Annotated in this window: 21 protein-coding genes; 5 read left to right on the forward strand and 16 right to left on the reverse strand. The window is 56.0% G+C overall.

The annotated features are described in order from the left end of the window. Nucleotides 1–9: 9 nt before the first annotated feature. From tssH to FA92_RS12575, 8 genes are all read right to left on the reverse strand, one after another. Nucleotides 10–2,640: a type VI secretion system ATPase TssH gene (tssH, locus tag FA92_RS12540; protein WP_033784650.1), complete on the reverse strand. Its 2,631-nt coding sequence runs from the start codon at nt 2,638–2,640 to the stop codon at nt 10–12. Between the two features lie 162 nt (nt 2,641–2,802). Then, entirely contained in the window at nt 2,803–3,294 is a 492-nt protein-coding gene (gene hcp / locus FA92_RS12545; protein WP_033783784.1) for a type VI secretion system effector Hcp, read from the reverse strand. A gap of 4 nt (nt 3,295–3,298) precedes the next feature. Then, nucleotides 3,299–4,981, reverse strand: coding sequence for an OmpA family protein (locus FA92_RS12550; protein ID WP_033783786.1), 1,683 nt, complete (start codon nt 4,979–4,981; stop codon nt 3,299–3,301). Continuing rightward, nucleotides 4,981–5,718, reverse strand: coding sequence for a type VI secretion system protein TssL, short form (gene tssL / locus FA92_RS12555; protein WP_033783788.1), 738 nt, complete (start codon nt 5,716–5,718; stop codon nt 4,981–4,983). The genes FA92_RS12550 and tssL overlap by 1 nt, the downstream gene beginning before the upstream one ends. Next, the gene (gene tssK / locus FA92_RS12560) at nt 5,715–7,064 is read right to left on the reverse strand and encodes a type VI secretion system baseplate subunit TssK (RefSeq protein ID WP_033783789.1); all 1,350 of its coding nucleotides are present in this window, start codon (nt 7,062–7,064) and stop codon (nt 5,715–5,717) included. Before tssK ends, tssL begins: the two co-directional genes overlap by 4 nt. An 18-nt stretch (nt 7,065–7,082) precedes the next feature. After that, nucleotides 7,083–8,630, reverse strand: coding sequence for a type VI secretion system contractile sheath large subunit (gene tssC / locus FA92_RS12565; protein WP_033783791.1), 1,548 nt, complete (start codon nt 8,628–8,630; stop codon nt 7,083–7,085). Nucleotides 8,631–8,663: 33 nt separating this feature from the next. Then, the gene (gene tssB / locus FA92_RS12570) at nt 8,664–9,164 is read right to left on the reverse strand and encodes a type VI secretion system contractile sheath small subunit (protein ID WP_033783793.1); all 501 of its coding nucleotides are present in this window, start codon (nt 9,162–9,164) and stop codon (nt 8,664–8,666) included. 555 nt (nt 9,165–9,719) lie between these two features. After that, nucleotides 9,720–10,598 (reverse strand): AraC family transcriptional regulator, encoded by an 879-nt coding sequence (locus FA92_RS12575; protein WP_033783795.1) that lies wholly within the window; start codon nt 10,596–10,598, stop codon nt 9,720–9,722. 178 nt (nt 10,599–10,776) lie between these two features. On the opposite strand from FA92_RS12575, the gene FA92_RS12580 reads away from it, so the two are divergent. Further along, nucleotides 10,777–11,676: a DMT family transporter gene (locus FA92_RS12580; protein ID WP_033784651.1), complete on the forward strand. Its 900-nt coding sequence runs from the start codon at nt 10,777–10,779 to the stop codon at nt 11,674–11,676. A 36-nt stretch (nt 11,677–11,712) separates the two neighbouring features. Here FA92_RS12580 and FA92_RS12585 read toward each other — a convergent pair whose 3' ends face one another. After that, the gene (locus FA92_RS12585) at nt 11,713–11,946 is read right to left on the reverse strand and encodes a hypothetical protein (RefSeq protein WP_033733431.1); all 234 of its coding nucleotides are present in this window, start codon (nt 11,944–11,946) and stop codon (nt 11,713–11,715) included. 295 nt (nt 11,947–12,241) lie between these two features. Between FA92_RS12585 and FA92_RS12590 the strand changes: the two genes are divergently transcribed. After that, nucleotides 12,242–13,468, forward strand: coding sequence for an MFS transporter (locus tag FA92_RS12590; protein ID WP_013358631.1), 1,227 nt, complete (start codon nt 12,242–12,244; stop codon nt 13,466–13,468). Between the two features lie 47 nt (nt 13,469–13,515). On the opposite strand, the gene FA92_RS12595 is transcribed toward FA92_RS12590, so the two are convergent. The 5 genes from FA92_RS12595 to FA92_RS12615 form a co-directional block, all read right to left on the reverse strand. Then, the gene (locus FA92_RS12595) at nt 13,516–14,391 is read right to left on the reverse strand and encodes an SMP-30/gluconolactonase/LRE family protein (protein ID WP_033783797.1); all 876 of its coding nucleotides are present in this window, start codon (nt 14,389–14,391) and stop codon (nt 13,516–13,518) included. A 512-nt stretch (nt 14,392–14,903) separates the two neighbouring features. Beyond that, the gene (locus FA92_RS12600) at nt 14,904–15,185 is read right to left on the reverse strand and encodes a lipoprotein (protein ID WP_033783799.1); all 282 of its coding nucleotides are present in this window, start codon (nt 15,183–15,185) and stop codon (nt 14,904–14,906) included. 264 nt (nt 15,186–15,449) lie between these two features. Then, complete coding sequence (locus FA92_RS12605) at nt 15,450–16,256, reverse strand: hypothetical protein (protein ID WP_033783801.1); 807 nt, start codon at nt 16,254–16,256, stop codon at nt 15,450–15,452. A gap of 9 nt (nt 16,257–16,265) precedes the next feature. Then, on the reverse strand, nt 16,266–16,718 hold the full coding sequence (locus tag FA92_RS12610) for a universal stress protein (protein ID WP_013358635.1): 453 nt from the start codon (nt 16,716–16,718) through the stop codon (nt 16,266–16,268). 7 nt (nt 16,719–16,725) lie between these two features. Further along, nucleotides 16,726–17,511, reverse strand: coding sequence for an IclR family transcriptional regulator (locus tag FA92_RS12615; protein ID WP_010257875.1), 786 nt, complete (start codon nt 17,509–17,511; stop codon nt 16,726–16,728). Between the two features lie 149 nt (nt 17,512–17,660). On the opposite strand from FA92_RS12615, the gene FA92_RS12620 reads away from it, so the two are divergent. From FA92_RS12620 to ypdK, 3 genes are all read left to right on the forward strand, one after another. Continuing rightward, the gene (locus tag FA92_RS12620) at nt 17,661–19,259 is read left to right on the forward strand and encodes an MFS transporter (RefSeq protein WP_033783804.1); all 1,599 of its coding nucleotides are present in this window, start codon (nt 17,661–17,663) and stop codon (nt 19,257–19,259) included. 2 nt (nt 19,260–19,261) lie between these two features. After that, nucleotides 19,262–20,290, forward strand: coding sequence for an HlyD family secretion protein (locus tag FA92_RS12625; RefSeq protein ID WP_033783806.1), 1,029 nt, complete (start codon nt 19,262–19,264; stop codon nt 20,288–20,290). Between the two features lie 201 nt (nt 20,291–20,491). Then, complete coding sequence (gene ypdK, locus FA92_RS23330; RefSeq protein ID WP_099257831.1) at nt 20,492–20,566, forward strand: membrane protein YpdK; 75 nt, start codon at nt 20,492–20,494, stop codon at nt 20,564–20,566. Between the two features lie 51 nt (nt 20,567–20,617). Here the strand turns inward: ypdK and alaC are convergent, their stop codons facing one another. Both alaC and FA92_RS12635 read right to left on the reverse strand, forming a co-directional pair. After that, on the reverse strand, nt 20,618–21,850 hold the full coding sequence (gene alaC, locus FA92_RS12630; RefSeq protein ID WP_013358638.1) for an alanine transaminase: 1,233 nt from the start codon (nt 21,848–21,850) through the stop codon (nt 20,618–20,620). 116 nt (nt 21,851–21,966) lie between these two features. Then, nucleotides 21,967–22,491 carry a GNAT family N-acetyltransferase gene (locus FA92_RS12635; RefSeq protein ID WP_033784652.1) on the reverse strand — a complete coding sequence of 175 codons (525 nt, stop codon included), beginning with the start codon at nt 22,489–22,491 and terminating at the stop codon, nt 21,967–21,969. Between the last annotated feature and the right edge of the window lie 116 nt (nt 22,492–22,607).

Here is a 22,607-nt window from a genome sequence, read left to right on the forward strand (position 1 = left end):
TGGTTTTCCTTACTCAAAATCCAGCACGATCCCTTCTTCCTCGTCCCAGGCGAGAGTGAGTGACCGTGGCTTCTGTTTCGCCGCTATGTGAGTGAGCATCTGCTGACTCAGTACCGGCAGGATTTGCTGGTTGAGCAGGCTGTCAACATTACGTGCCCCGTTATCCGGCAACAGGCAGGCGACCGTCAGCGTGTCATACAGGCTGTCACCGATATGGGTGATCAGGCCGTAATGACGTTGTAATCGCTTGCTGACCTGATTGAGCTTCATTTCCACAATGGTGCGCATCGCCGATTCGGCCAGTGGGCGGTAAATCACAGTCTGGAAGCGGGCCAGCAGCGCAGGCTGGAAGTGGTCACGCAGGATCGGGCGCAGCAGTTCGTACAGGTCGCTTTCGCTGGCATCCGGCCGTTCATCCAGCAGTTGCATCAGGTGGTCGCTGCCGAGGTTGGAGGTCATCAGGATCACGGTATTGCGGAAGTCAATTTCACACCCTTCACCGTCGCGCATAAAGCCGCGGTCGAAGACCTGATAGAACAGATTCATCACGTCGCGGTGCGCTTTTTCCACCTCATCGAGCAGCACCACACTGTAGGGACGCTTTCGCACGGCTTCGGTGAGAATGCCGCCCTGGCCGTAACCAACGTATCCCGGCGGTGAGCCTTTCAACTGGGAAACGGTGTGCGGCTCCTGGTATTCGGACAGGTTGATGGTGATGAGTGACTTCTCACCGCCGTACAGCGCATCCGCCAGCGCCAGCGCGCTCTCGGTTTTACCCACGCCGCTTGGGCCGACCAGCAGGAACACGCCCTGCGGACCGTTCTCCGAAGTCAGGCCGGTTTTCGCCGCACGCAGACGCTGGGCAATAGCATTCAGCGCCGCTTCCTGACCGACCACGCGCTTACCGATTTCAGCTTCCAGGGTCAGCAGTTCGGTCTGTTCGTCCTTCATCAGCGAGGAGAGCGGCACGCCGGTCCAGTCGGCAATCACGTTCGCCACGGTTCGGGTGTCCACATCCATAGAGAGCAGCGGTGAGTTGCCCTGCAGCGCCGACAGCTGGTTTTGCAGAGTGGTGATATCGGCCTGGCGGCTGATGTCCTGGCGCACTTCGAGCAGCTGTTCCGTCAGGCTCAGCTCGCGACCATACTGACTCTCCAGAATATCGAGTTCGACAATCAGGTCGTTCTGCTGCTGCTCAATCGCCGCCAGACGTTCGCCGTGCTGGTTGTTGCCCAGCGCGATATCTTCCAGCAGCGCCTGCTTTTCGATTTCAAGTGAAGTGAGCTGCGCGCGGTACTGCGTCAGCGCTTCCGGCACGGTGTCGAGGCTCATCCTCACGCGGGCACTGGCGGTATCCAGCAGATCAACGGCTTTGTCCGGCAATTGGCGGCCCGTCAGATAGCGGCGTGAAAGCGTAACGGCGGCGCGTACTGCATCGTCAGTGATGTGCACGCCGTGGTGTTCGGCGTAGCGGGATTTCAGGCCACGCAGCATCAGACAGGCGGTGTCGTCATCCGGCTCGTCCACCTTCACCATCTGGAAGCGGCGCTCCAGCGCCGCATCGCGCTCGAAATACTGCTTGTACTCGCTCCAGGTCGTGGCGGCTATGGTACGCAGCTCACCACGCGCCAGCGCCGGCTTCAGCAGGTTGGCCGCATCCGCGGCCCCGGCCGAGTTCCCTGCACCGATAATGGTGTGCGCTTCATCGATAAACAGCAGAACGGGAACCGGTGACTGCTGCACGGCATCAATCACGTTTTTAAGGCGCTGTTCGAACTCGCCCTTTACGCCAGCACCTGCCTGCAACAGGCCGAGGTCCAGAGTACGCAGCACCACCGTTTTCAGGCTTTCCGGCACGTTGCCTTCGGAGATACGCAGCGCCAGCCCTTCCACCAGCGCCGTTTTCCCCACGCCAGGTTCGCCGACCAGAATCGGGTTGTTTTTACGGCGACGGGAGAGGATATCCACCATCTGGCGGATTTCAGTATCGCGGCCAAACACCGGGTCAATCTTTCCGTCTTTCGCTTTGGCGGTGACGTCGAGGGTGAATTTATCCAGCGCGTTCTGTAGAACCGGGTTCTGTTCACCCTCTTTCAGCTCTGCACCCACCGGACGGCCAACAAACTCCACCTCACCACCGTGGCTCTGCGCCAGTTCCTTCTCCAGTTGCAATTCCGGACGTTCGTCCGACTGCGCATCCAGAAGCCCCCGCAGACGTTCCAGCTGGCTCTGGCCCAGCGTCAGCATCGGCCACAGACCGTCACAGCGCAGCAGTTTTGGTTTATCGACCAGCGCCATCAGCAGATGCAGACTGCGGATCTGCTCTTCATTAAGAGAGGCCAGCAGCCAGGCTTCCTGCAGCAGGCTCTGCATGCTGACAGAGAGCTGTGGGCGGCTACGCATAGAGCGCGGCAGGTTGTCGAGCCACGCCAGCAGATCCTGCCAGAGCGCATCCATATCCCATTCATAGCGGCGTGCCAGCACCGTCAGGTCACCTTCGCCTTGCTCCAGCAATTTCAGCAGCCAGTGCTCAGGCAGGATTTCCGCATGGGCCCGGGCCTGACACAGGGAGGCTGCGCCTTCCAGCGCGCGGGCGCAGTAAGGATTCAGGCGACGTAACAGAACAGCTGGATTTTCCATGAATTTCATTCCCTCTCTTTTTGACACGCTACCGCCCCTGGCAGTTAACCGATGCCCATAAGGTCAGTACAGATAAAATGTGTGACTGCTTTGCAGAACGTCCGCGAGGCAGGCGTTGTGAAAAACAGAAAAGCGGGCAGGATACGCTGCCCGCGGTCTTTCTTACGCAATGGCGCGTTCGTTCCAGGAATCGGAATGAATGATGTTGCCGTCTTTGTAAGTCCAGGTGATTTTTTCGTAACGCAATTCAATGCGTTCAAGGTGGTTGTGCTTCTCGAAAGCAGGATCCTTGATGTCGTGCATCACAGGGTTCACTTTCACCACCTTCACGTTTTCTAACTTCGTGTTGAAGTATTCAACTTCCTGACCGGCGTCGTTGATTTTGTACCACTTGAACTCCGCAGACTTCAGGGTCTGACCGGTGGTCACCGCCTTGTACAGGTACGGGCTGGACGAGTCGATTTCCTTGGTGAACAGGAACGGGGTGTGGATACGGGTACCGGTCAGCTTGCCAGTGTTGTTATCGGTCGGGATGTACAGGTTATGCTCCTGAGCGACAACTTCGATGCTGCCGTCACGATCCTGAACGTCCACAGACCCTTTAATGTCCGCACCGCCGTCGTCTTTCAGCCAAAGATAAACAGGAATTGCCATGGAATTACTCTCCATTGTGTTGTGAAGCGTCATCATCCTGCGATGACGCTGAGGGTTTGCCCGGTATCTGGCAGGCGTCGGCCTGCGGTACCAGACTGATTTCGACACGACGGTTGAGCGTACGCCCTTCCGTTGTGTCATTGGTTGCGACGGGACGGTCCTGACCGTATCCCTGAACCGCAAAACAGCTCTCCGGCACATCGCCGGTGTCCCGCATCCAGTTGCGTACCGCTTCGGCACGCTTCAGGGACAGCGTCTGATTCAGTTGCGGGTTACCGGTGTTGTCGGTGTAACCACTGACCACGATCAGCCAGCCCGGTTTGGCCTTGATCCCCACCAGGGAATTGACCAGCATTTTGGTCGAACCACTCTTCAGCTCAGACTTTCCGGAATCAAACAGCGACATGCTGTCGAGACGAATAATCTTCGGCACTGGCCTTGGTTTCGGCTTCGGTGGAGGCGGTGGTGGAACATAGGTATCGATAGCCTGCTGAACCGCGAGCCACAGACGCTCGCCCGGATACAATCCGAGGCCATAGCGATGTGGCTCGCCCTGGCGTTGCCAGCGCTCCAGTAACAGCGCATCCTGCTGCAGGGCGTACAGCGACCGGGCTTTCGGCGCGTAGTGATCCATCGGAATAGCCTGCCAGCGGTGCAGATCGGCAGCCACCCGGCGGATCAGGGTCTGGTTATGCAGGACAGACAGTGCGAGGGCCCCGAGTGCGCACAGCAGCAGGACCATCACCACCCGACGTCCGGTTTTACCACCCTGTAGCGGTGTGGTATACGGCATCAGGAGCGGCAACACCGGATCGGCAAAATGCCAGCGCGGTTCATGCGCACAGACACGGTTCGCAGGAGAAATGCGGGTCAGACGGAACAGCCATTGCGGCCACAGAGCGTTGGCAGCAGTCTGTATCAGCCCCAGACGCAGGGTGACGGCAAACGGGCGTATCGCCGGACACAGCCGGTCGGATTTGCCCAGTTCATCCAACATGACCGAGTGAAGCATCGCGGTCGCCTGGGTCAGAAATGGCTGAACGGTGGCAATCTGTGCCGTACGCTGCCACTCACTGAGCGTCACCGCCGGTTCGTCTTCCGGGCACACCAGAGACGTCGTACCCCGTACCACTATCCACGGCGTCTCCGGGCCACTGAATTCTGCATTAAGCACCACCGGAACGTCATACCCGGTCAGTCCGCGAAGCTGCTTCACCTGCAGGCGCAGTGCTTTCAGGGACGCCCGCAGCAGCGCCTCGTCATCATGGCGGTCTGGCAGGCAGCGGTACATCACCGAAAGCTGACCGGCCATCACCGGGGTGCGTGCCAGCAGACGGGTGACCAGCGGCATCAGCTCAGTCAGTTCTGCCACCCGGAGGTACCAGCCCTGAGTCGTGCGCCGGAAGGGTCCCGGCGCGAACATATTGTCACCCACATCCCCACAGACCAGCACCACCGGTCCGGTATGGTCTTCCGGAGGAAAGTCACCTGCGTCCTCCACCTGCTTAGCCGGCTGCAGGTGACGGTAACGTCGGAGGGTAATCCACCCGCAAACCAGCAGCGCTGCCAGCGTCAGCAGTGATTTTCCAGCCACACCCCAGGCCAGAAAGCCCCATACCAGCCACAGCACGGCAGCCAGGCAAACCGGCACCGGTAACGCCGCACGGGCGAACGTACGTCCTCCCATCAGCGCGGCTCCGGCAGTTGCTGGTGCAGCAGATCCTGCAGCCAGAGATGACCACCAAGCCACACCGCACCGGTCAGTACGACGGCAAGCACAATCCAGAACCAGACCGAGCGCAGCAGGTTGTAGCGACGTCGCCCGGTTTTGTGCACCACCAGGGAGGCAGCAATTTCCAGCGCAGGGACGCGTTCATTAAGTGCTGAGATAACCTCATCACGACGGGATTGCCCCACCCCGGACAAGCTGTACTGCCCCTGGAATCCCAGCGCCAGAACCCGCTGGTAGCAGGTCAGCACCGCCTGCTCAGGCGCAGGCTGGCGCAACACTTCTGCGATACGGTCGTACAGTGCGCCACCGGCACGCAGGGTGCCGAAGTAGACGGTCTGTAACGGTGCTGAGCGCCAGGCTCTCTGGGCCGCATCCAGCGTGACGGCCGGTGTCGTATCTGCTTCTTCAGTCACTGCCAACGACAGCTTACCGGTCCCGGATGCAGGCGACTTATCTACAGGCTTGCGGTTCAGGACAGTTTCATCCAGCAGGGCGCACTGGGCATAGGTGATGTGATCAATGCTTTCACTGTCATACCCGGCGCGCTCCAGCGCTACACGCACGCTGTCCACCAGCCCTTTACAGGCGGTGTACAGAGCCGGACCATCGGTGACTTCACCACCGTGACGCAACTGCGCCACGGTGAGCCAGGTTTCAGCCATCAGACCATCAATATCGGTGTCTTTTTTCATGAGCGCAGCACCGCAAACAGCTCCAGCTCCAGCTCACCAAGCACGGACGGAACGTAGAACACACAAACCCCCTGATCGAGCATTTCACGCGCGACATCGCTCTCCATATCCAGCACAAAGTACTGGTTCTCCAGACGTACCGGCAGTGCGGCCGGCACACGGCTGAGTGCAATCAGGCTAATTCCCTCCACGGCCACGCCCGACACCTCACCGACGCTGGCTGGCGCTCCGGCAATGCAGACTTCAGCAAAGCGTTCAGCAATCTGCCAGGCAGGCTGGTTAGAGCGAACGGACAGATAGAAATCAGCTTCATCACGCAGACGGATATCATGCAGAACCGCTTTCCAGGTTTCCGGATCCATCCTGTCCATTCTGACCGCCACCACACGTGACGGCAGGCTCGCTTCCAGCAGTTCGCTGATGAGATCAAATAATGGCGGGAAGGTGTTTTCAGGCAGGCAGTGGTCATACCCCGGAATGGCATCCAGGTCATGCTCCAGCGAGAAGGTCAGCATGCTGCCGGCCAGACGCGCCAGTTCCGCCCAGATCTGTTCAGGGTGCCGGTCCGGGAAACGCTCAAATTCGGAAAGGACTCGGGCATGGGAGTTAAGGGCATTCAGCAGCCAGAACAGCGACACGTCAGCAACTGCAAAGTCAGCCATCCGGTCATTACTTTCACGGCGCATGGACATCAGGCGCTGGCGACGGGAGCGGAGCTGGCGATTCAGCAGCGCAAGACGCTCACACAGCCCGCGGCTGGCCGAGAACAGGGCCATCGGCGGGATAAAGTCCGGATCCTGATGCCATCCCCCCTGCCCGTCCCGCAGGAGGCGGGCAACGGCGCAGGTATCCCATGCACTGTTGTCTTCATGTCCGAAACGAAAGGCCAGATTAAAGCGAGCCACCGCCATCGATTCTTCATCCTGGCCGAAGCGGTCAGCGATGGTCTCCCAAACCTCTGCATAGCGCAACGGACGTTCTGCCGGCTGCGTATCGGTCTGGACATTGACGATCCCTGCCTGCATGACCGGCAGCGCAACGTAAACAGTGACCGGGGCATTGCCGGCGGAGGCAGACACCTCAACCTCGCGAGGCGCAGGGGGGAGATCGCTGTGACGGGTATCTATCAGCGTGTCATCCGGGAGCCACAGGCGCAGTGACTGCGCCTGTACACGTCCTGATGCCAGCATGGCCTCATCCAGTTCAACATGACCGACGCCCCAGGGAAAGGCGCTGCCGCGTGCGGCAACACCAGCTCGGGAGAGCGCCTCCCACTCAGACTGCTGCTGGAACTGCTGAGGGGCCAGAAGCGCCCCTTCATTCCATAACGGACGATGAATTTTCATCCCTGATTTCCCCTCGCCTTACGATTTCGCTTTCGGCATCTGAGAAACCAGTGACAGGTTGACGTCCATGCCTTCTACCTGGAAGTGCGGCACGGCGTACAGGCGAACGCGGAAGAAACCCGGATTGTCTTCAATGTCTTCGACAACCACTTTGGCGTCACGCAGCGGGTGAGAAGCCTGCAGCTCATCACCAGGATCGGTCATTTCGGTCACCAGACTGCGGACCCAGGTGTTCAGCTCCAGTTCAAGCAAACGACGATCTTTAGTGGTCCCGATGTTTTCACGCTGAATCAGCTTCAGGTAGTGCGCAATACGCGACAGCAGGAAGATGTACGGCAGACGGGTATTAATGCGGCTATTGGCCGTCGCATCGGCGGTGTCATACAGGGCCGGCTTCTGGGTGGAGTTCGCCGAGAAGAAGCAGGAGTAATCGCGGTTCTTGTAGTAGGAGAGCGGAATAAAGCCCAGATTCGCGAACTCAAACTCGCGGGTTTCCGGGATCATCACCTCTGACGGGATCTTCACCTGATTACCGGTGCCCAGGTCATACAGATGGATTGGCAGGTCTTGTACTGCGCCACCCGCCTGCGGGCCACGAATTTGTACGCACCAGCCGTTGTTGATAAAGCTGCGCACCATGTTGGATGCAAAGGCGAACGAGGCATTGGTCCACAGGTATTTGTCGTGGTCCGGGCCTTTCACTTCTTCGACGTAGCTGAAGCTACGAACAGGTACGGTGTCCGGGCCATACGGCAGGCGGCCCAGTACACGCGGCATCACCAGACCGATATAGCGGGCATCGTCCGTCTCGCGAAAGGATTTCCACTTGATGTACTCAGCACGGTCAAAGTAGTTACCAATATCCTTGATGGCCGCCACTTCTTCCATCGAATCCTTGAGGAAAAATTTCGGGCCGGCAGATCCGATAAACGGCATGTGCGCTGCGGCAGACACTTTAGAAATGTTGCGCAGCAGCGTGACATCCTGCGCAGAAGCATCAAATTCATAGGAGGAAATCAGCGCAGCAATCGGCTCTCCGCCTGGCGTATCATACTCATCAATATAGGTATGTTTATACAGACCACTCTGGATGATTTCCGGGCTGTCTTCGAAGTCCTGACGCAAATCCTCTTTCGACATATCCAGCAGTTCAACTTTCACGTTCTGGCGAAAATCAGTTTTGTCGACCAGCGATTTCACGCCGCGCCACAGACTTTCCACCGCCTGAAAAGCGTCATGGTGCATGACAGCATCAAGCTGACGACTGATCTGGTAATCCAGCTCCGCGATATGATGGTCAATCAGGTTTTTGTCGAGTTTTTCAACTTTCGATCCCGATTTTGTCAGGCATTCGAGAAACACCTGCATGCCAGCGGTTAAACGTTCATCCGCAGTCGCATCCGACATCGCCTGAGCGTCCTGCCAGATATCCAGTGCACTGAGTTCGGAGACCGGATGCAGATTGATTTTTTCAAAGAGGGACGCATAAATCCCCCCTGCTGCAGGACGTTCCAGCACCAGACTCTCGCCACCCGCGGCATTCTCATTATTTACAGACATCAGCATCTTCCTTATTAGTCCGTTAAATCATCGTGACCGTTATGGCTGTTTTGGTGCCAGGGCTGAAAGTTCGGCTCTAAGCTCTGCGCTTAACGCAGGATCGATCAGGATTTTTTCCAGCTCTTTTCGGAAAGCCTGGTTGTCCAGCAGGTTAGCTTTTAAATCGCGAAGCAAATTGCGCATGGAAAGCATGGCCTTCAGCTGAGGTATCTGGCGAGAGACCTGCTCCGGGGTGAAATCCTTCATACTCTGGAACGTCAGTGAAACACTATTTTCGCTACCGTCGTCGGCAAGCGTGTTTTTAACGGTGAGATTGATTTTTGGGGCGTATTCGGAAAGTACTGAGTCAAAGTTGTTTTTGTTCAGGTTCACTTTTTTGCGTTCATTCAGTGGCGCAGTCTCCATGCCATTGCTGAAGTCACCCGCCACCAGTAATTTCAGAGGAAGCTCGGTTTTCTTGCTCGCCCCACCCGTATGCAAATCAAGTTTTAAATTAATACGGGCCTTGGGTATTTCGGACTGAAAGGAAGAGTTAGACATGGCTGTCCCTGTTCTACTGAGTGATAGAAACCGTCACAGCCAGTGTCAAAGTTAAGAACGGCTCCTCCTGCCATAAAACATTTCTGCTATTAACCATTAAGTAAAAAGCAGAATCTGCGTTCTGAAGCGAGTACATTCCATTTACTGGCAATATGACGCGATGTAAGGGCGAAAATCCGGAATAAATTTTCAGATAAACACCCATGACGCGAGTGTAAAAATAGTGGGCCGGCTAAAGGAAATGATAAGGTGTAACAAAAGGTAACAAGGCAATGCTATCAACAATAACCTTATACCGGACTGATATATAAGAGTTTTCTTAAGATTCTCGCTACAGGGCGCATCATGACTAGGACTGCGGAATGTTTTAGTTAGCTGTTTAATGCAGGGCGCTGGAGAAAAATCCCTCATGGCTAAAAAGTGCGGTTAATGATTATTTAATAGAATTGGGTCAGAAATGGATGACGAGACTTAACCCTAAAAGGTTAGCTTTCATGATAAGTTATGTTAATGTTTAGTAGCATTGTTATACGCTGTATAGCGTGGCTGTTGCCGCTAAGACTTTCCGCGACTCCCCTGCCGACATGCCGAAGCCGTCATGCCATAAACCTGCCGGAAACGATGGCTGAAATGCGCAGAAGAGTGAAAACCACACTGAAGCGCTATCTCAGTCAGCGTCAGGTCGGGCCGAGCAAGCAATGTTCGCGCACGATCCATACGACGACGCATCACAAACTGGTGCGGCGCTTCGCCAGTGGTATGACGGAACATACGGGCAAAATGAAACTCACTCAGCGCCGCTTCCTGCGCCAGCACAGACAGGGTTAATGGCTGGTCGAGATGGGTTTCAATAAATTCCAGAACACGCCGTAACACCACGGGAGCCAGTCCGCCCCGCATCTGTGGTAGTTGCCATTTAACCTCACTGTAGTGCTGCAACAGATGGGTCAGAAGCAGAGTTGATGCGCTGCTCAGCGTCAGCTGACTGGCGGGCTGTTGCCAGTCGCTGCTCAGCAGAAAGTGCCGATAAAGCTGGGTAATGCGGTCATCAGCGGAAAAGACTTTCTCATGCAGATTTAACTGCGCCGGGCTGCGATCCCACACCTGTTCGGCCAAATGCCGCAGCTGATTCTCGCTGCAATAGAGATGAACAAAAGCGAGGTCGGCACGCAAATCCCAGGTCGATTCCGTGCCTGCGGGCATCAGACAGAAGCGATCCGGTGCGCCACCGTTACGCCAGCCGTGCGCTGTTTTATGCCAGGTATCGTAGCCGCCCGCCACATAAAGACTCAGCGTGTGATGATCGCTCAGGTTGGTAACGCGATCGCCACTATTAAACCAGGCGGCCAGCTGAATGCCATTATTGAGTTGTACCTGATCGCGCAGTTGTGCTTTGTGGCGTTGCAGCATTTCAAAGGTCTGATAGGTACGCATCGGATGTATCAGTTCAGATAAACAGAGGGCCAGTTTACGGATTGTGGGGGACAGAAAACAGGTCACATCGGGACAGAGGATAAAAATGCGCAAGATTTTGCAAACCCGGCGCAATCCGCTGCAAGACCCATGCGCGTTACCAGTGCAGACTCGGCGTTTTGTGGTGGAGAACCTGGCAATGAACCTGTTTTTGTATCTCTCTGTCGTGTTCATCTGGGGTACAACCTGGATTGCGATCTATGCGCAACAGTCTGCTGGCATGGGGGCCGTGACTGTCGCCGTGTTCTGGCGATTTTTACTGGCTTCACTGGTCATGTTATTGCTGCTTAAGCTGATAAAACGACTGCACAGGCTGACGCTGCGCGATCATCTTTTCTGCATGCTGCAAGGCTGCTGCGTCTTTGGCTTCAATTTTGTCTGTTTCTATTACGCTTCAGGCTATATCAGCAGCGGACTGGAGTCGGTCATTTTCTCTATGGCGGTGATGTACAATGCGATAAACAGCTGGATCTTTTTCCATCAGCGCCCTTCCCCGCGTCTGATTCCGGCGATCGTGCTGGGCATGGCAGGCATCGTTGCGCTGTTCTGGCACGATCTGCGCAGCACGCAGGCCTCTGCCGGGCTGATGTGGGGCATTGGTTTAAGTGCGCTGGGCACGCTGGGATTTTCATTTGGCAATATGATCAGTCAGCGGCATCAGCGTCTGCAACGCGACGTACTGACAACCAACAGCTACGGCATGTTGTATGGCGCGCTGATAATGGGATTGGTCTCACTGCTACAGGGTGTTTCACTACAACCAACATGGAATGCCCAGTGGATTGGCGCATTAACCTATCTGGCTATCGTGGGATCGGTGATGGGTTTCGGTGCCTACTTTACACTGGTGGGACGTATCGGCGCCAGTCGGGCTGCCTATACAACGGTTCTGTTTCCACTGGTTGCGCTGGCACTCTCGACCCGCTTTGAGGGGTATGAGTGGCATGCCAGCGCCATCCCTGGCCTTGTCATGATTCTGCTGGGCAATATCGTGATGTTTGCCCGCTGGCCGGCAAGCCGTCGCCGGATAATCATCTGACGCGGAGGCGGGCTCCGGCCCGCGTCCGGATGGGCGTTATGCCCACTGCTGCTGAAGAAGTTTCTGTGGTTGATTGATCGCTTTACGCGCAATCCAGTAGAGCAGAACACGCTCATCGTCACTATCACGATCGGCCATCGACAGCAGTTTTAATGCCAGCGTCGATTTGGTCACAGGCTGCTGTTCTGTACTGAGTTCAATCACCGCCTGACCGATGATGCAGCAAACTTCGTCCTCACTGGTGGTGGATTCATATGTCCGGTCTTTCATATTTCCTCCTGATAAGTGAACTATCAGCCTGGCAAAAGATCCGGAAGGCTGCTCACATAACCGGCTCGCTGAAACATTCTATTACGGGTGGTTACGCTTATTTATTAAGCTGCCGCTTTGGTTACTTTTAACGCAACGCTGCGTTATCGCTGCAGACCTGCGTTGTGTCATTCATACCGCCTGAATGGCATTTCATTCCCTGAGATGTTCCGTTCATACCTTTGTTGCTCACGCGCGCGAACCACTGCTTTATTCTGACCGCAGTTTCCAGATTCCCGAACGGGAGAGATAAATTATGAACCAGACTCAACAGGCGTCTTACCAGCGTTCCCGCTGGCTTACATTGTTCGGAACGGTAATCACTCAGTTTGCGCTGGGGTCAGTTTATACATGGAGTTTGTTCAACGGCCAGTTGTCACAGAAGCTGGATGCACCGATCAGTCAGGTCGCATTTTCCTTTGGCCTGCTGAGTTTAGGTCTGGCTATCGCCTCTTCACTGGCCGGAAAATTACAGGAACGTTTTGGCGTACGCCGCGTCACAATTGGTGCGGGTGTACTGATGGCGCTGGGCTTCTGGCTCACCGCGCACGCAAATAACCTGATGATGCTCTACTTCAGTGCCGGGCTGCTGGTCGGTCTGGCCGATGGTGCCGGTTACCTGATGACGCTGTCAAACTGCGTGAAATGGTTCCCTGAACGTAAGGGGATGATCTCGGCCTGTGCAATTGGCGCTTACGGCCTTGGCAGTCTGGGATTCAAGTTTATCTGCGGAGCACTGCTGGCAACGGTCGGTCTGGAGCAGACCTTTATGATCTGGGGCGTGCTGGCCATGTCGATGATTATTCTCGGTGCGCTGCTGATGCGTGAAGCGCCACTGCAGCAGACCGGGACCACCGCCCAAGGTCAGCAACATGCGCGGGATTACACGCTGGCACAGTCAGTGCGTCTGCCGCAGTACTGGATGCTGGCGCTGATGTTCCTGACCGCCTGTATGAGCGGCCTCTATGTGATAGGGGTTGCCAAAGATATCGGCGAAGGTCTGGTGCATCTCTCCACGCAGACTGCTGCCAGCGCGGTAACGGTGATTGCGATTGCCAATCTGAGTGGTCGTCTGGTGCTGGGTGTGCTCTCCGACAAAATGCTGCGTATCCGGGTCATTTCGCTGGCGCAAATTGTGTCGCTGATCGGGATGAGTGTGCTGCTGTTTACCCGGATGAATGAGGTCACCTTCTTCCTGTCACTCGCCTGTGTGGCCTTTAGCTTTGGCGGGACCATCACGGTGTTCCCATCACTGGTCAGTGACTTTTTCGGCCTCAACAACCTGACAAAAAACTATGGCCTGCTTTACCTGGGCTTTGGTATCGGCAGCGTGCTGGGTTCGCTGGTCGCCTCACTGTTTGGTGGTTTCACTGTCACCTTCAGCCTGATTATGACATTGCTGGTCATCTCCCTGTTCCTGTCGCTCACCATCCGACTGCCACAGAGTTCCGTCACAGCAGAGCCGGTGTTGCAGCGCCACTAACTTCACGGACAACGACCACGGGCCGCCATTGCGCGGCCCGTTAACATTCAGCCGCGGAAACGCGGCTCTGCTATTCCCGCCACCGCGACGTCCACGGCAAAGATATCGCCTGACTGCGGATAGCGTGCCAGTTCCTCTTCCGTGCGATCTTCCCGTGAACTGGTGATAAACAACGTTTTAAGATCGGCACCGCCAAAGGCCACCATGGTTGGCCACTTCACCGGCAGCAGGATCTCATCAACGATTTCGCTGCTCTGCGGATCGATACGTACCACGCGTCCGCCATCAAACTGTGCTGACCAGTAAAAACCTTCGCTATCCACCGCGGCACCATCCGGTAAACCCCCTTTCGCGTCAAAACGACGGAACAGCGTGCGCTCACCCGGTTCGCCCTGCTCGCTTAACGGATAACGATAGAGCGCCTCATTCGGCGTATCGCTGTGATACATCCATTGTCGGTCCGGAGAGAATGCCAGTCCGTTGGAAATTTTAATGTCCTGCGCCTTCACTTCCAGCTTCAGGTCAGGCGTCACGCGGCATAACAGACCGCCATTTTTATCCTGCGGTTCCCACAGGCTACCGCACCAGAAATTACCCCACGGATCCACACGGCCATCATTAAAGCGACTTTGCGCGGCTACACCTGGATTCTCTGCGACCTTTTTCTCTGGTTTACCCTGCGCATCCAGCAGCCAGACACCATTGCGCAATGCGGCTATCAGCCCGCCCTGCTCACGCAGGCCGATGCACCCTACCTCTTCCGCCTGCGGGAAGGTCTGCAATTCACCGCTGACCGGATCAAAACGGTGAATGGCCGGCGCCAGAATATCGACGCAATAGAGCACCTGTTCTTCTGATGACCAGAGCGGGCATTCCCCCAGTTCAGCCTGTAACGCCAGAATATTTTTTACGTTATGCGCCATGTTTCTCTCCCATTGAAATGACATGCTAATAATGTAGTGGTAAAAACTTTCAAATGAGAATTATTTTCGCTTGATTTTAAGACTATTCTCTTTGATAGTATTTATTATTCAGCTCATTCCGATTTTCTTATTTCCTGCCGCGGAAAAATACAGCGAGCTGAAATATTCCGTCATATCTTCTTAAATAACTCTACAAAGCCTGCATCTTCACTCCACTTTTCCAGCGTAATGTCGTAGTCATTGAAAAAGAGGAGAGGCTTCCGATGAAGAGATTAATTAAAGTCGCTTCGGTGGTTGCGCTGATGACATTACTAAGCGGTTGTATCATCAGCCCCAGACACGACAATGGCTGGCACCGCGGGGGTGGCGGCGGATATCATGGAGGCTACTACGGAGGTTATCACGGTGGGTATCATGGCGGTCACCATCGCCACTAATGGGCAAAGATGTCACACAGCATAAAATAAAAGCAGTAAACTTTAAGGGCGGGATAATTATCCCGCCCGTTTCATTTAGCTTTTCAGCGCATAATTGCACTGGAACCAGACTTTCTTCAGCCCCGGAATATGACTTTCCTGGGCAGGCAGCGCCTCAACTTTATCAAATCCTTTATTACTGCAGTAATTCGCCAGATCGATATCCATTGCATCACGATTGACCTTTACCGGGTCAAAACGGTACTGCACGGTATTCGAGCTGGGATCTTCATCAACGCGTTCAAATGCCCCGGGTTTGCTGGCAGTACATCCACTCAGCAGAATCAGCGCCAGTGCGCCGGTAATTAATTTTTTCATTTAGTTATCCTCACGTTGCCGCGCAGTGTATGACGCAGCATGCCACGCATCCATAGGATTAATGCGCGAAAATCAAAACTTGATAAGCTTTTACCAATTAATGTAATACGATTAAACGGCTATCACTATCATGCCGGAGGTGACAGGATGTAATCAGACCAAACGAAGACTGCACCACACCAGGAAATGCCAAAAATAAAAATCTATTCCTCTCTCTTCCCTGCCCGCGCTTAGCGGGCTTTTTTTCGCCTGCTAAGCGCGGGTTTACTGACCGGTCAGTGCCACCATTCTACGTAACAGGTTAGCGGCGCGCTTGTCAGGTAATGCCAGAATGGCACTGTAGAGGTCAATTGACATGGCACAGAGCGAAGAGCGATCCACCGCCGTATCGGCAGGCATATTCAGCTGCTGCAGTTTGTCGCCCCACTTCAGATAAAGCCGGCCGACAATCTTTTGCAGATCATCCTGCGCCTGCGTCTTATCAAGGGGCTGTTCGGGCGGCGGGCTATTGAGCAGCAGCAGCTCCATGGCATCGGCCTCTTTGCGATTCAGCGACGCTGGGAGTGTGGTCTGCAAATTGATGCCACCACTCACCTGCGGATAGAGATAACGGAAGCAGAGGCCCGGATCGATGTGGTTCAGCGCCCGCATCTCTTCCACCGAGACGCTGATATAGTTAACGACCGCCGCATCGGTTCCGCGCATCAGTCGCTGATTGATCACCTCACTCAGCCAGCCACGCAGTTCACCTGTCGCCCTGTCAGGCTGCTCGCCCGCACGGATCCGCCGGGTCAGTTCCTGAGTCAGCAACAGCCATAATGCCGGTTCCTGCGTCTGCAATACCCGATAGCCAGGCATCTTTGCCAGCTGATTCACCGCCTGCTCATGCTGAGCAGTCTGCTGCTGATGCGGCGCGACCCAGCTGAACCAGAGCAGATTTGCCAGTATCAGTGGCAGCAGAAAGAGGATCAGCCCCTGCCACAAACGCAGCCGGGTGGTTTTGATCAGCACAATGACGATCAGCGCCAGCAGCGCAAACGCGGCCAGCGTAATAAAAAGCAGAGAATTCATGCTGCGGGATCAATCCTTACGCACATCGATCAGCACAGGGCAGTGAGCACGCTCAATAACTGATGCGCTAACCGAGCCTTTTAATAGCCGATTAAAAGAGGAGAGATGGCGACGTCCCATGATAATCATACTGGCCTTAAGCTGTTGCGACTGGGCAACGATGGTGTCTGCTGCGTCCCCCGCCAGGATCATGCCACGCGCATTAATGCCCGCGCGCAATAACGGTGCCAGCGCATGGCGCACCACCATTTCCGCCGTATTCTGCTCATCCTGCGCCGCCACAAAATCGGCCGGATCTTCACCCGCATCGATTTCCATCGGCTGATTACACGAGGAGTAGGCAGGATCCACGCAGCACAGCACCACTACATCAGCGCGATGCGCCAGCGCTTCTTCAATAGTTAAGGCAACCACTTTCTCCGCCACCGGAGAGTGATCAATGGCCATCAGCAGGGTTTTCATCAGATGCTTATCCTTCTATCGCGGCGACTTTGCCGATTTCACGCACCAGCGCCTCTTTGCACTTCAGCATCTCGTCACGAAAACGGGCTTCGTGACGCAGAAAACGTGCAGAGGGCACCAGCAAAGAGACAGAAAAGCGACCAAACAGCGTATCCAGCGCAAACGCCATCGTCGAGATACCTTCCAGCGTTTCACCGCGATCCACGGCGATACCGGTTTCGCGCACTTCCCTGATAAGTTGCAGCAACTGCGGCAGGGTTTTCACCGTCATATCGGTTAACTCCTGCCAGGCGTCACCGACGATCGTCCGCACATCTTTTTCACACTCCAGCGCCAGCAGTGCCCGTCCACCGGAGGTGCTGTAGAGCGGCAGATTGAGTCCCATATGTGGAACGACCCGCAGCTCCCGCGACGCCACCACGTGATGAATAATCGCCAGCTGGCTGCCGCTGGCACGCGCCAGTGAAACCGTCTCATTGGTGTCGGAAGAGAGTTTTTCCAGCAGCGGACTGACCAGATCGACCACATCGGTATGCACGCTGGAAATCAGTTTTAACAGCGCCGGCCCCAGGCGCAGTCCGCCTGCCCCGCTGCTGCGCACCAGCTCGGCGCTGTCGAGCGCGGCAACGATGCGCTGCACCGTGGAACGGGGCAGTTCTACTGCCTGAGCTATCTCGCCGAGGCTCATGCCGCCCGGCTGTTCGCCCAGCGCATTAAGAATTTTTGCCGCACGGGCGATGACCTGAATGCCGCCCGTTTTTTCATCCTCACGGCTGGAGGGTTGATGTGCCATAGCGTCGTCCTGTTTGAGCTGCCTTACTGTAGCGCGAAAGCCGCACTTTTTACAGTCTGTACCACATTGCAATACAGCATACCGGGATGTAATATTACGCCCTGTATCACATCGCAGTACACTGCATCATAATAACGAGATCGCCTGCAATGAACGCTAAGCCTGCCGCCGCGCCGGCCCCTCATCCTTTTACACTGCGACTGGCGCTTGGCCTGGTCGGCGTGCTCATTGCTGCCCTGACCTCCGGGCTGAACGATCGCGTCAGTGATATCGCGCTGGCAGATATCCGGGCTGCTATAGGCATCGGTTACGATCAGGGTAGCTGGATTATTTCCGGTTATCAGGCGGCAGAAGTCGCTGCCATGATGATCGCGCCCTGGTTTGCCGTCACTCTGTCGCTGCGGCGTTTCACACTGGGCGTATCGGCAGGATTTATGCTGACCGGCATTCTGCTGCCGCTGGTGCCGGATCCGACGCTTTTTATCAGCCTGCGCGTACTGCAGGGTCTGTTCGGTGGTGCACTGCCGCCAATGCTGATGACCGTCGCCCTGCGCTTCCTGCCGCCGCCTTTTAAGCTGTTTGGCCTGGCGGGCTATGCCCTGACCGCTACGTTTGGCCCCAATATGGCGGCCTCACTGGCGTCGTTATGGACCGATCATGTCAGTTGGATGATGGTGTTCTGGCAGGTCGTGCCATTCATGCTCATTGCCATGGTGCTGATTAGCTGGGGGATACCGCAGGACCCGCTGCGTCCGGAACGCTTTCAGCAGATCGATCTGTTTGGCATGGTGACCGGCTGCAGCGCGGTTGCGCTGCTGGTTCTGGTGCTGACTCAGGGTGAGCGTCTCGACTGGCTGAACTCGCCCCTGATCGCTGGTATGCTGCTGACCGCGCTGCCGCTGCTGCTGGTTTTCCTGATTAATGAGTGGTTTCACCCGCTGCCCCTGTTTAAATTGCAGATGCTGCGGCGGCCCAATCTGGCGCACGGCTTGCTGGGACTGGCCTGCGTGCTCATCCTTGGTCTGTCAGGCTCCGCCCTGCCGTCGGCCTATTTTGCTCAGGTCAGCGGTTTTCGCACCCTGGAGTTTGCACCGCTGGCGCTGACAGTCGGCCTGCCGCAACTGCTGATCGCACCGCTGATTGCGGCCCTGCTGAATATCCGCTGGATTGACTGCCGCTGGATGCTGACGGCGGGCGTCGGCATGCTGGTAACGTCCTGTCTGCTGGGCTCGCAAATCACCAGTGAGTGGGCGCGCCAGAATTTCTGGCTGCTGCAGATTCTTCAGGCGTTCGGGCAACCGATGATTATTCTGCCGATACTGATGAGCGCCACCAGCGTGGTGGCCCCACCAGAAGGCCCGTTTGCCTCAGCGATGTTCAATACGGTGCGCGGCTTCTCCAGCATTACCGCCTCCACGCTGGTTGAGGTTTTCCTCTCCCATCGTGAGCAGTTTCACTCCAGTGTTCTGATTGATCAGGCCGCCAGCCGCAGCTGGCTGATGACCGCGCCAGCGGCCGATCAGGCCACTCGCAGCCTGCCGCTGTTGCCGGATGGCAGCATCAGCGCCAGCGATAATCTCAGCGGATTTGCCACGCTGGTTCGTCATCAGGCTACGGTTCTGAGTCTGAGCGACAGCTGGCTGATGCTGACCGGTTTTGCCGCCTGCCTGTTATTGCTTACCGCCATCCTGCCAAAACGGGTCTGGCCGCCTCAAACTTTGCTTCAAAACCCCTCCCGGAATAATTGAATATGCGTGCTTTCGAAATGAAAAGAACTCTGGTGCTCACACTGCTGCTGCTGGTGTTACTGGCCATCGCTTTTGCAGTCTGGTCACTGATGAGCGGCAACGATCACCGCACCAACGACGCTTACGTCAATGCGGATTACACTCTGGTCGCGCCAAAAGTCTCCGGCTACATCAGCAATGTGCAGGTGCAGGATAATCAGCAGGTCAAAGTCGGTCAGCTGCTGGCAACGCTGGACGACCGTGACTATCGTGTGGCACTGGAGAGTGCCGAGGCTGACCTGCAGGTGAGTCAGGCGAAACTGCTGAGCAGCCAGGCCCAGCTGGAACAGCAGCAGTCGGTGATTGATCAGCAGAAAGCCAGCGTCGCGGCCAGCCAGGCGTCCGCGCAGTATGCCGGTCAGAGCGCGGATCGCTACAACCGACTTTATAAAAGCGGTACCGTAGCCGCCGACGATCAGCAGAAATCCAGCGCTAACCAGCGCTCGGCGCTGGCAGCGGTGCATCAGAGTCAGGCTGCGCTGGCGTCGGCAGTGAAACAGGTCGGCGTATTACAGGCTGCGGTACGTTCAGCGGAAGCGGATGTCGCAGCGGCTAAAGCCAGCGTCGATCAGGCCAGGCTGAACCTCTCCTACACGCGAATCACGGCGCCCGTTGACGGCATGGTCGGTCAGCGCTCAGTGCGGATCGGCGCTTATGTGTCAGCCGGAACCCGTCTGCTGGCGGTAGTGCCCCTGCAGCAGACCTACATTACGGCTAACTACCTAGAGACGCAGTTAAGCGATGTGCGTCCGGGTCAGCGGGTGCAAATCCGTGTCGATGCCCTGCCAGGCAAGACCTTTACCGGCTATGTGGACAGTATCGCACCGGCCACCGGCGCAACTTTTTCCGCAATTGCTCCCGATAACGCCACCGGCAACTACACTAAAGTCGTTCAACGTCTGCCGGTTAAAATTGTGCTGGATAGTGACCAACAGCATCTGGCTCAGTTACGTGTCGGCATGTCGGCGATCCCGGAAATCCAGGTGCCGTAAAATTGTGAGCAATATCTCAGAACGGACCTATTTCATTTAGGCAGGATTACGCGTAAATTAGCGCCTGATCCTGTTCTGAGTTATTCAGATCGACCCGGAAATGAGCAGACCATTACTGAAATGGCGATCTCTTTTCCACAGCTGTTCGCGTTGCACTGGTTTGGGATCGCCATCATCGTAACCGCTCAGAGGAGTTGCTTTGTGAAATATGCCTTGATGGGAATATCTTTTTTCGCGTTACTTTGGTTCGGAACCTTTGTTCTGCTGCTGAAGTAATGGCGTGACAGTGCCGCCACGGGGCGACCATTGCGTCGCCCCTGCTGGCTGTCAGTGCTCTTCTTCTGTTTTCATGCTGCCTGGCAATACGCCATCGGCGCGAAACATCGCTTTAATTCCCCGTACTGCCTGACGAATGCGATCGCTGTTTTCAATCAGTGCAAAACGCACGTGCGTATCACCATAGTCGCCAAACCCGATACCGGGCGAAACACAGACTTTCGCCTCCTGCAGCATATGTTTGGCAAACTCCAGCGACCCCAGATGCGCATAGTGGTCCGGAATTTTTGCCCAGACGTACATCGAGGCTTTCGGGTTATCCACCATCCAGCCCGCTTCATGCAATCCCTTGACCAGCACATCACGACGTCGTTTGTACTGCTCTGCAATGTCGCGGACACACTGCTGATCCCCTTCCAGGGCTGCAATTGCCGCCACCTGCAGCGGCGTAAAGGTGCCGTAGTCATGGTAACTTTTGATCCGTGCCAGCGCGGCGACCAGCTCTTTGTTGCCCACCATAAAACCGATGCGCCAGCCCGCCATGTTGTAGCTTTTTGACAGGGTGAAGAACTCGACGGCGACATCACGCGCACCTGGTACCTGCATAATCGACGGCGCTTTCCAGCCATCGTAGACGATGTCGGCATAGGCCAGATCGTGGATCACCAGCACGTTGTATTGTTTTGCCAGCGCAATCACCCGCTCGAAAAAGTCGAGTTCCACACACTGTGCGGTGGGATTGGATGGGAAGCCAAGGATCATCATTTTTGGCTTGGGGTAGCTCTCACGAATGGCGCGTTCCAGCTCATTGAAGAAGTCGACACCTGCCACCAGCGGCACCGAGCGTACCTGCGCTCCGGCAATCACCGCACCGTAGATATGAATCGGATAGCTGGGGTTCGGTACCAGCACGGTATCACCATGATCCAGCGTCGCCAGCATCAGGTGCGCCAGCCCCTCTTTGGAGCCGATAGTCACAATCGCCTCAGATTCAGGATCGATCTCCACCTGGTAACGATCGGCGTACCAGCGCGAGATCGCCCGGCGCAGACGCGGAATGCCGCGTGAGGTGGAATAACCGTGGGTGTCGTCGCGCTGCGCTACCTGGCATAACTTTTCGACGATGTGCGGCGGAGTCGGGCCATCAGGGTTGCCCATTGAAAAGTCGATGATATCTTCGCCGCGCCGGCGCGCAGCCATCTTCAGTTCAGCAGTGATGTTGAAAACGTAAGGGGGTAAACGTTCAATACGTGAGAAACGACGGGGTGTGCTGTTATCAGCCATGATGTCCTCTGGATTACGTAAGCGCCCGGACCGTCCGAGCGACGCGGGTCACTGCGGTGACCCGTTACGAACATAACGCGGTGAGGATCATTTTGTCGAGGGGGCAGAAAATATTTTTATTTTTGCGGATTCAGTCGTCCCAGCAGCCAATCGTTCACCCAGCAGCCGTTCAGCAGATAATTATCCCGTAGCGTGCCCTCCAGCTGGAAGCCGTTTTTCTCCAGAATCCGGCGTGACGCCCAGTTACCTTCAACCACCATCGCCTTGAGTTTATGGAAGTTGGCTTCGAGCAGAAACTGACACAGCGCCGCCAGCGCCTCGCTGCCATAGCCCTGTCCGCAGTGGCGATGCAGCAGCATATAACCCACCTCGGCCTGACGGTGTGGCTCCCACTCCGGGCTGCAGCCAAACAGGCCAATCGGCTCACCGCTGTCGCGTCGTCGTGCCACCAGGCAGAGCATATGAAAACTGCCTGGCTGCCATGGAGCCAGACGCTCGGTGAAGCGCTGGCGAATATCCGCTTCATCGGGGATCTCGCTCACCCAGGTCATGGTGTCACGATCTTCATGGACGGCACGAAACAGTTGCCAGTCTTCTGGCTGTAATTTATTCAGGGTTAATCTGGCGGTGACAAGTTGCATCTGCTGCTCCCGATGGGCGCGGTTTTCCAGCGGTCGCTGGCGCGCGTCATCGCGCAACATAGCAAAACGGCATCACAGCGACCAGCACTGGCAGGATGAAAAACTGTTCCCCTTTA

Source organism: Pantoea sp. 9140 (genome assembly GCF_000745295.1).
Lineage (GTDB): Bacteria > Pseudomonadota > Gammaproteobacteria > Enterobacterales > Enterobacteriaceae > Pantoea > Pantoea vagans.

Coding starts and splice junctions, on each gene's coding strand:
- tssH (WP_033784650.1), bottom strand. CDS start 2,640: ATGGAAAATCCAGCTGTTCTGTTACGTCGCCTGAATCCTTACTGCGCC.
- hcp (WP_033783784.1), bottom strand. CDS start 3,294: ATGGCAATTCCTGTTTATCTTTGGCTGAAAGACGACGGCGGTGCGGAC.
- FA92_RS12550 (WP_033783786.1), bottom strand. CDS start 4,981: ATGGGAGGACGTACGTTCGCCCGTGCGGCGTTACCGGTGCCGGTTTGC.
- tssL (WP_033783788.1), bottom strand. CDS start 5,718: ATGAAAAAAGACACCGATATTGATGGTCTGATGGCTGAAACCTGGCTC.
- tssK (WP_033783789.1), bottom strand. CDS start 7,064: ATGAAAATTCATCGTCCGTTATGGAATGAAGGGGCGCTTCTGGCCCCT.
- tssC (WP_033783791.1), bottom strand. CDS start 8,630: ATGCTGATGTCTGTAAATAATGAGAATGCCGCGGGTGGCGAGAGTCTG.
- tssB (WP_033783793.1), bottom strand. CDS start 9,164: ATGTCTAACTCTTCCTTTCAGTCCGAAATACCCAAGGCCCGTATTAAT.
- FA92_RS12575 (WP_033783795.1), bottom strand. CDS start 10,598: ATGCGTACCTATCAGACCTTTGAAATGCTGCAACGCCACAAAGCACAA.
- FA92_RS12580 (WP_033784651.1), top strand. CDS start 10,777: ATGAACCTGTTTTTGTATCTCTCTGTCGTGTTCATCTGGGGTACAACC.
- FA92_RS12585 (WP_033733431.1), bottom strand. CDS start 11,946: ATGAAAGACCGGACATATGAATCCACCACCAGTGAGGACGAAGTTTGC.
- FA92_RS12590 (WP_013358631.1), top strand. CDS start 12,242: ATGAACCAGACTCAACAGGCGTCTTACCAGCGTTCCCGCTGGCTTACA.
- FA92_RS12595 (WP_033783797.1), bottom strand. CDS start 14,391: ATGGCGCATAACGTAAAAAATATTCTGGCGTTACAGGCTGAACTGGGG.
- FA92_RS12600 (WP_033783799.1), bottom strand. CDS start 15,185: ATGAAAAAATTAATTACCGGCGCACTGGCGCTGATTCTGCTGAGTGGA.
- FA92_RS12605 (WP_033783801.1), bottom strand. CDS start 16,256: ATGAATTCTCTGCTTTTTATTACGCTGGCCGCGTTTGCGCTGCTGGCG.
- FA92_RS12610 (WP_013358635.1), bottom strand. CDS start 16,718: ATGAAAACCCTGCTGATGGCCATTGATCACTCTCCGGTGGCGGAGAAA.
- FA92_RS12615 (WP_010257875.1), bottom strand. CDS start 17,511: ATGGCACATCAACCCTCCAGCCGTGAGGATGAAAAAACGGGCGGCATT.
- FA92_RS12620 (WP_033783804.1), top strand. CDS start 17,661: ATGAACGCTAAGCCTGCCGCCGCGCCGGCCCCTCATCCTTTTACACTG.
- FA92_RS12625 (WP_033783806.1), top strand. CDS start 19,262: ATGCGTGCTTTCGAAATGAAAAGAACTCTGGTGCTCACACTGCTGCTG.
- alaC (WP_013358638.1), bottom strand. CDS start 21,850: ATGGCTGATAACAGCACACCCCGTCGTTTCTCACGTATTGAACGTTTA.
- FA92_RS12635 (WP_033784652.1), bottom strand. CDS start 22,491: ATGCAACTTGTCACCGCCAGATTAACCCTGAATAAATTACAGCCAGAA.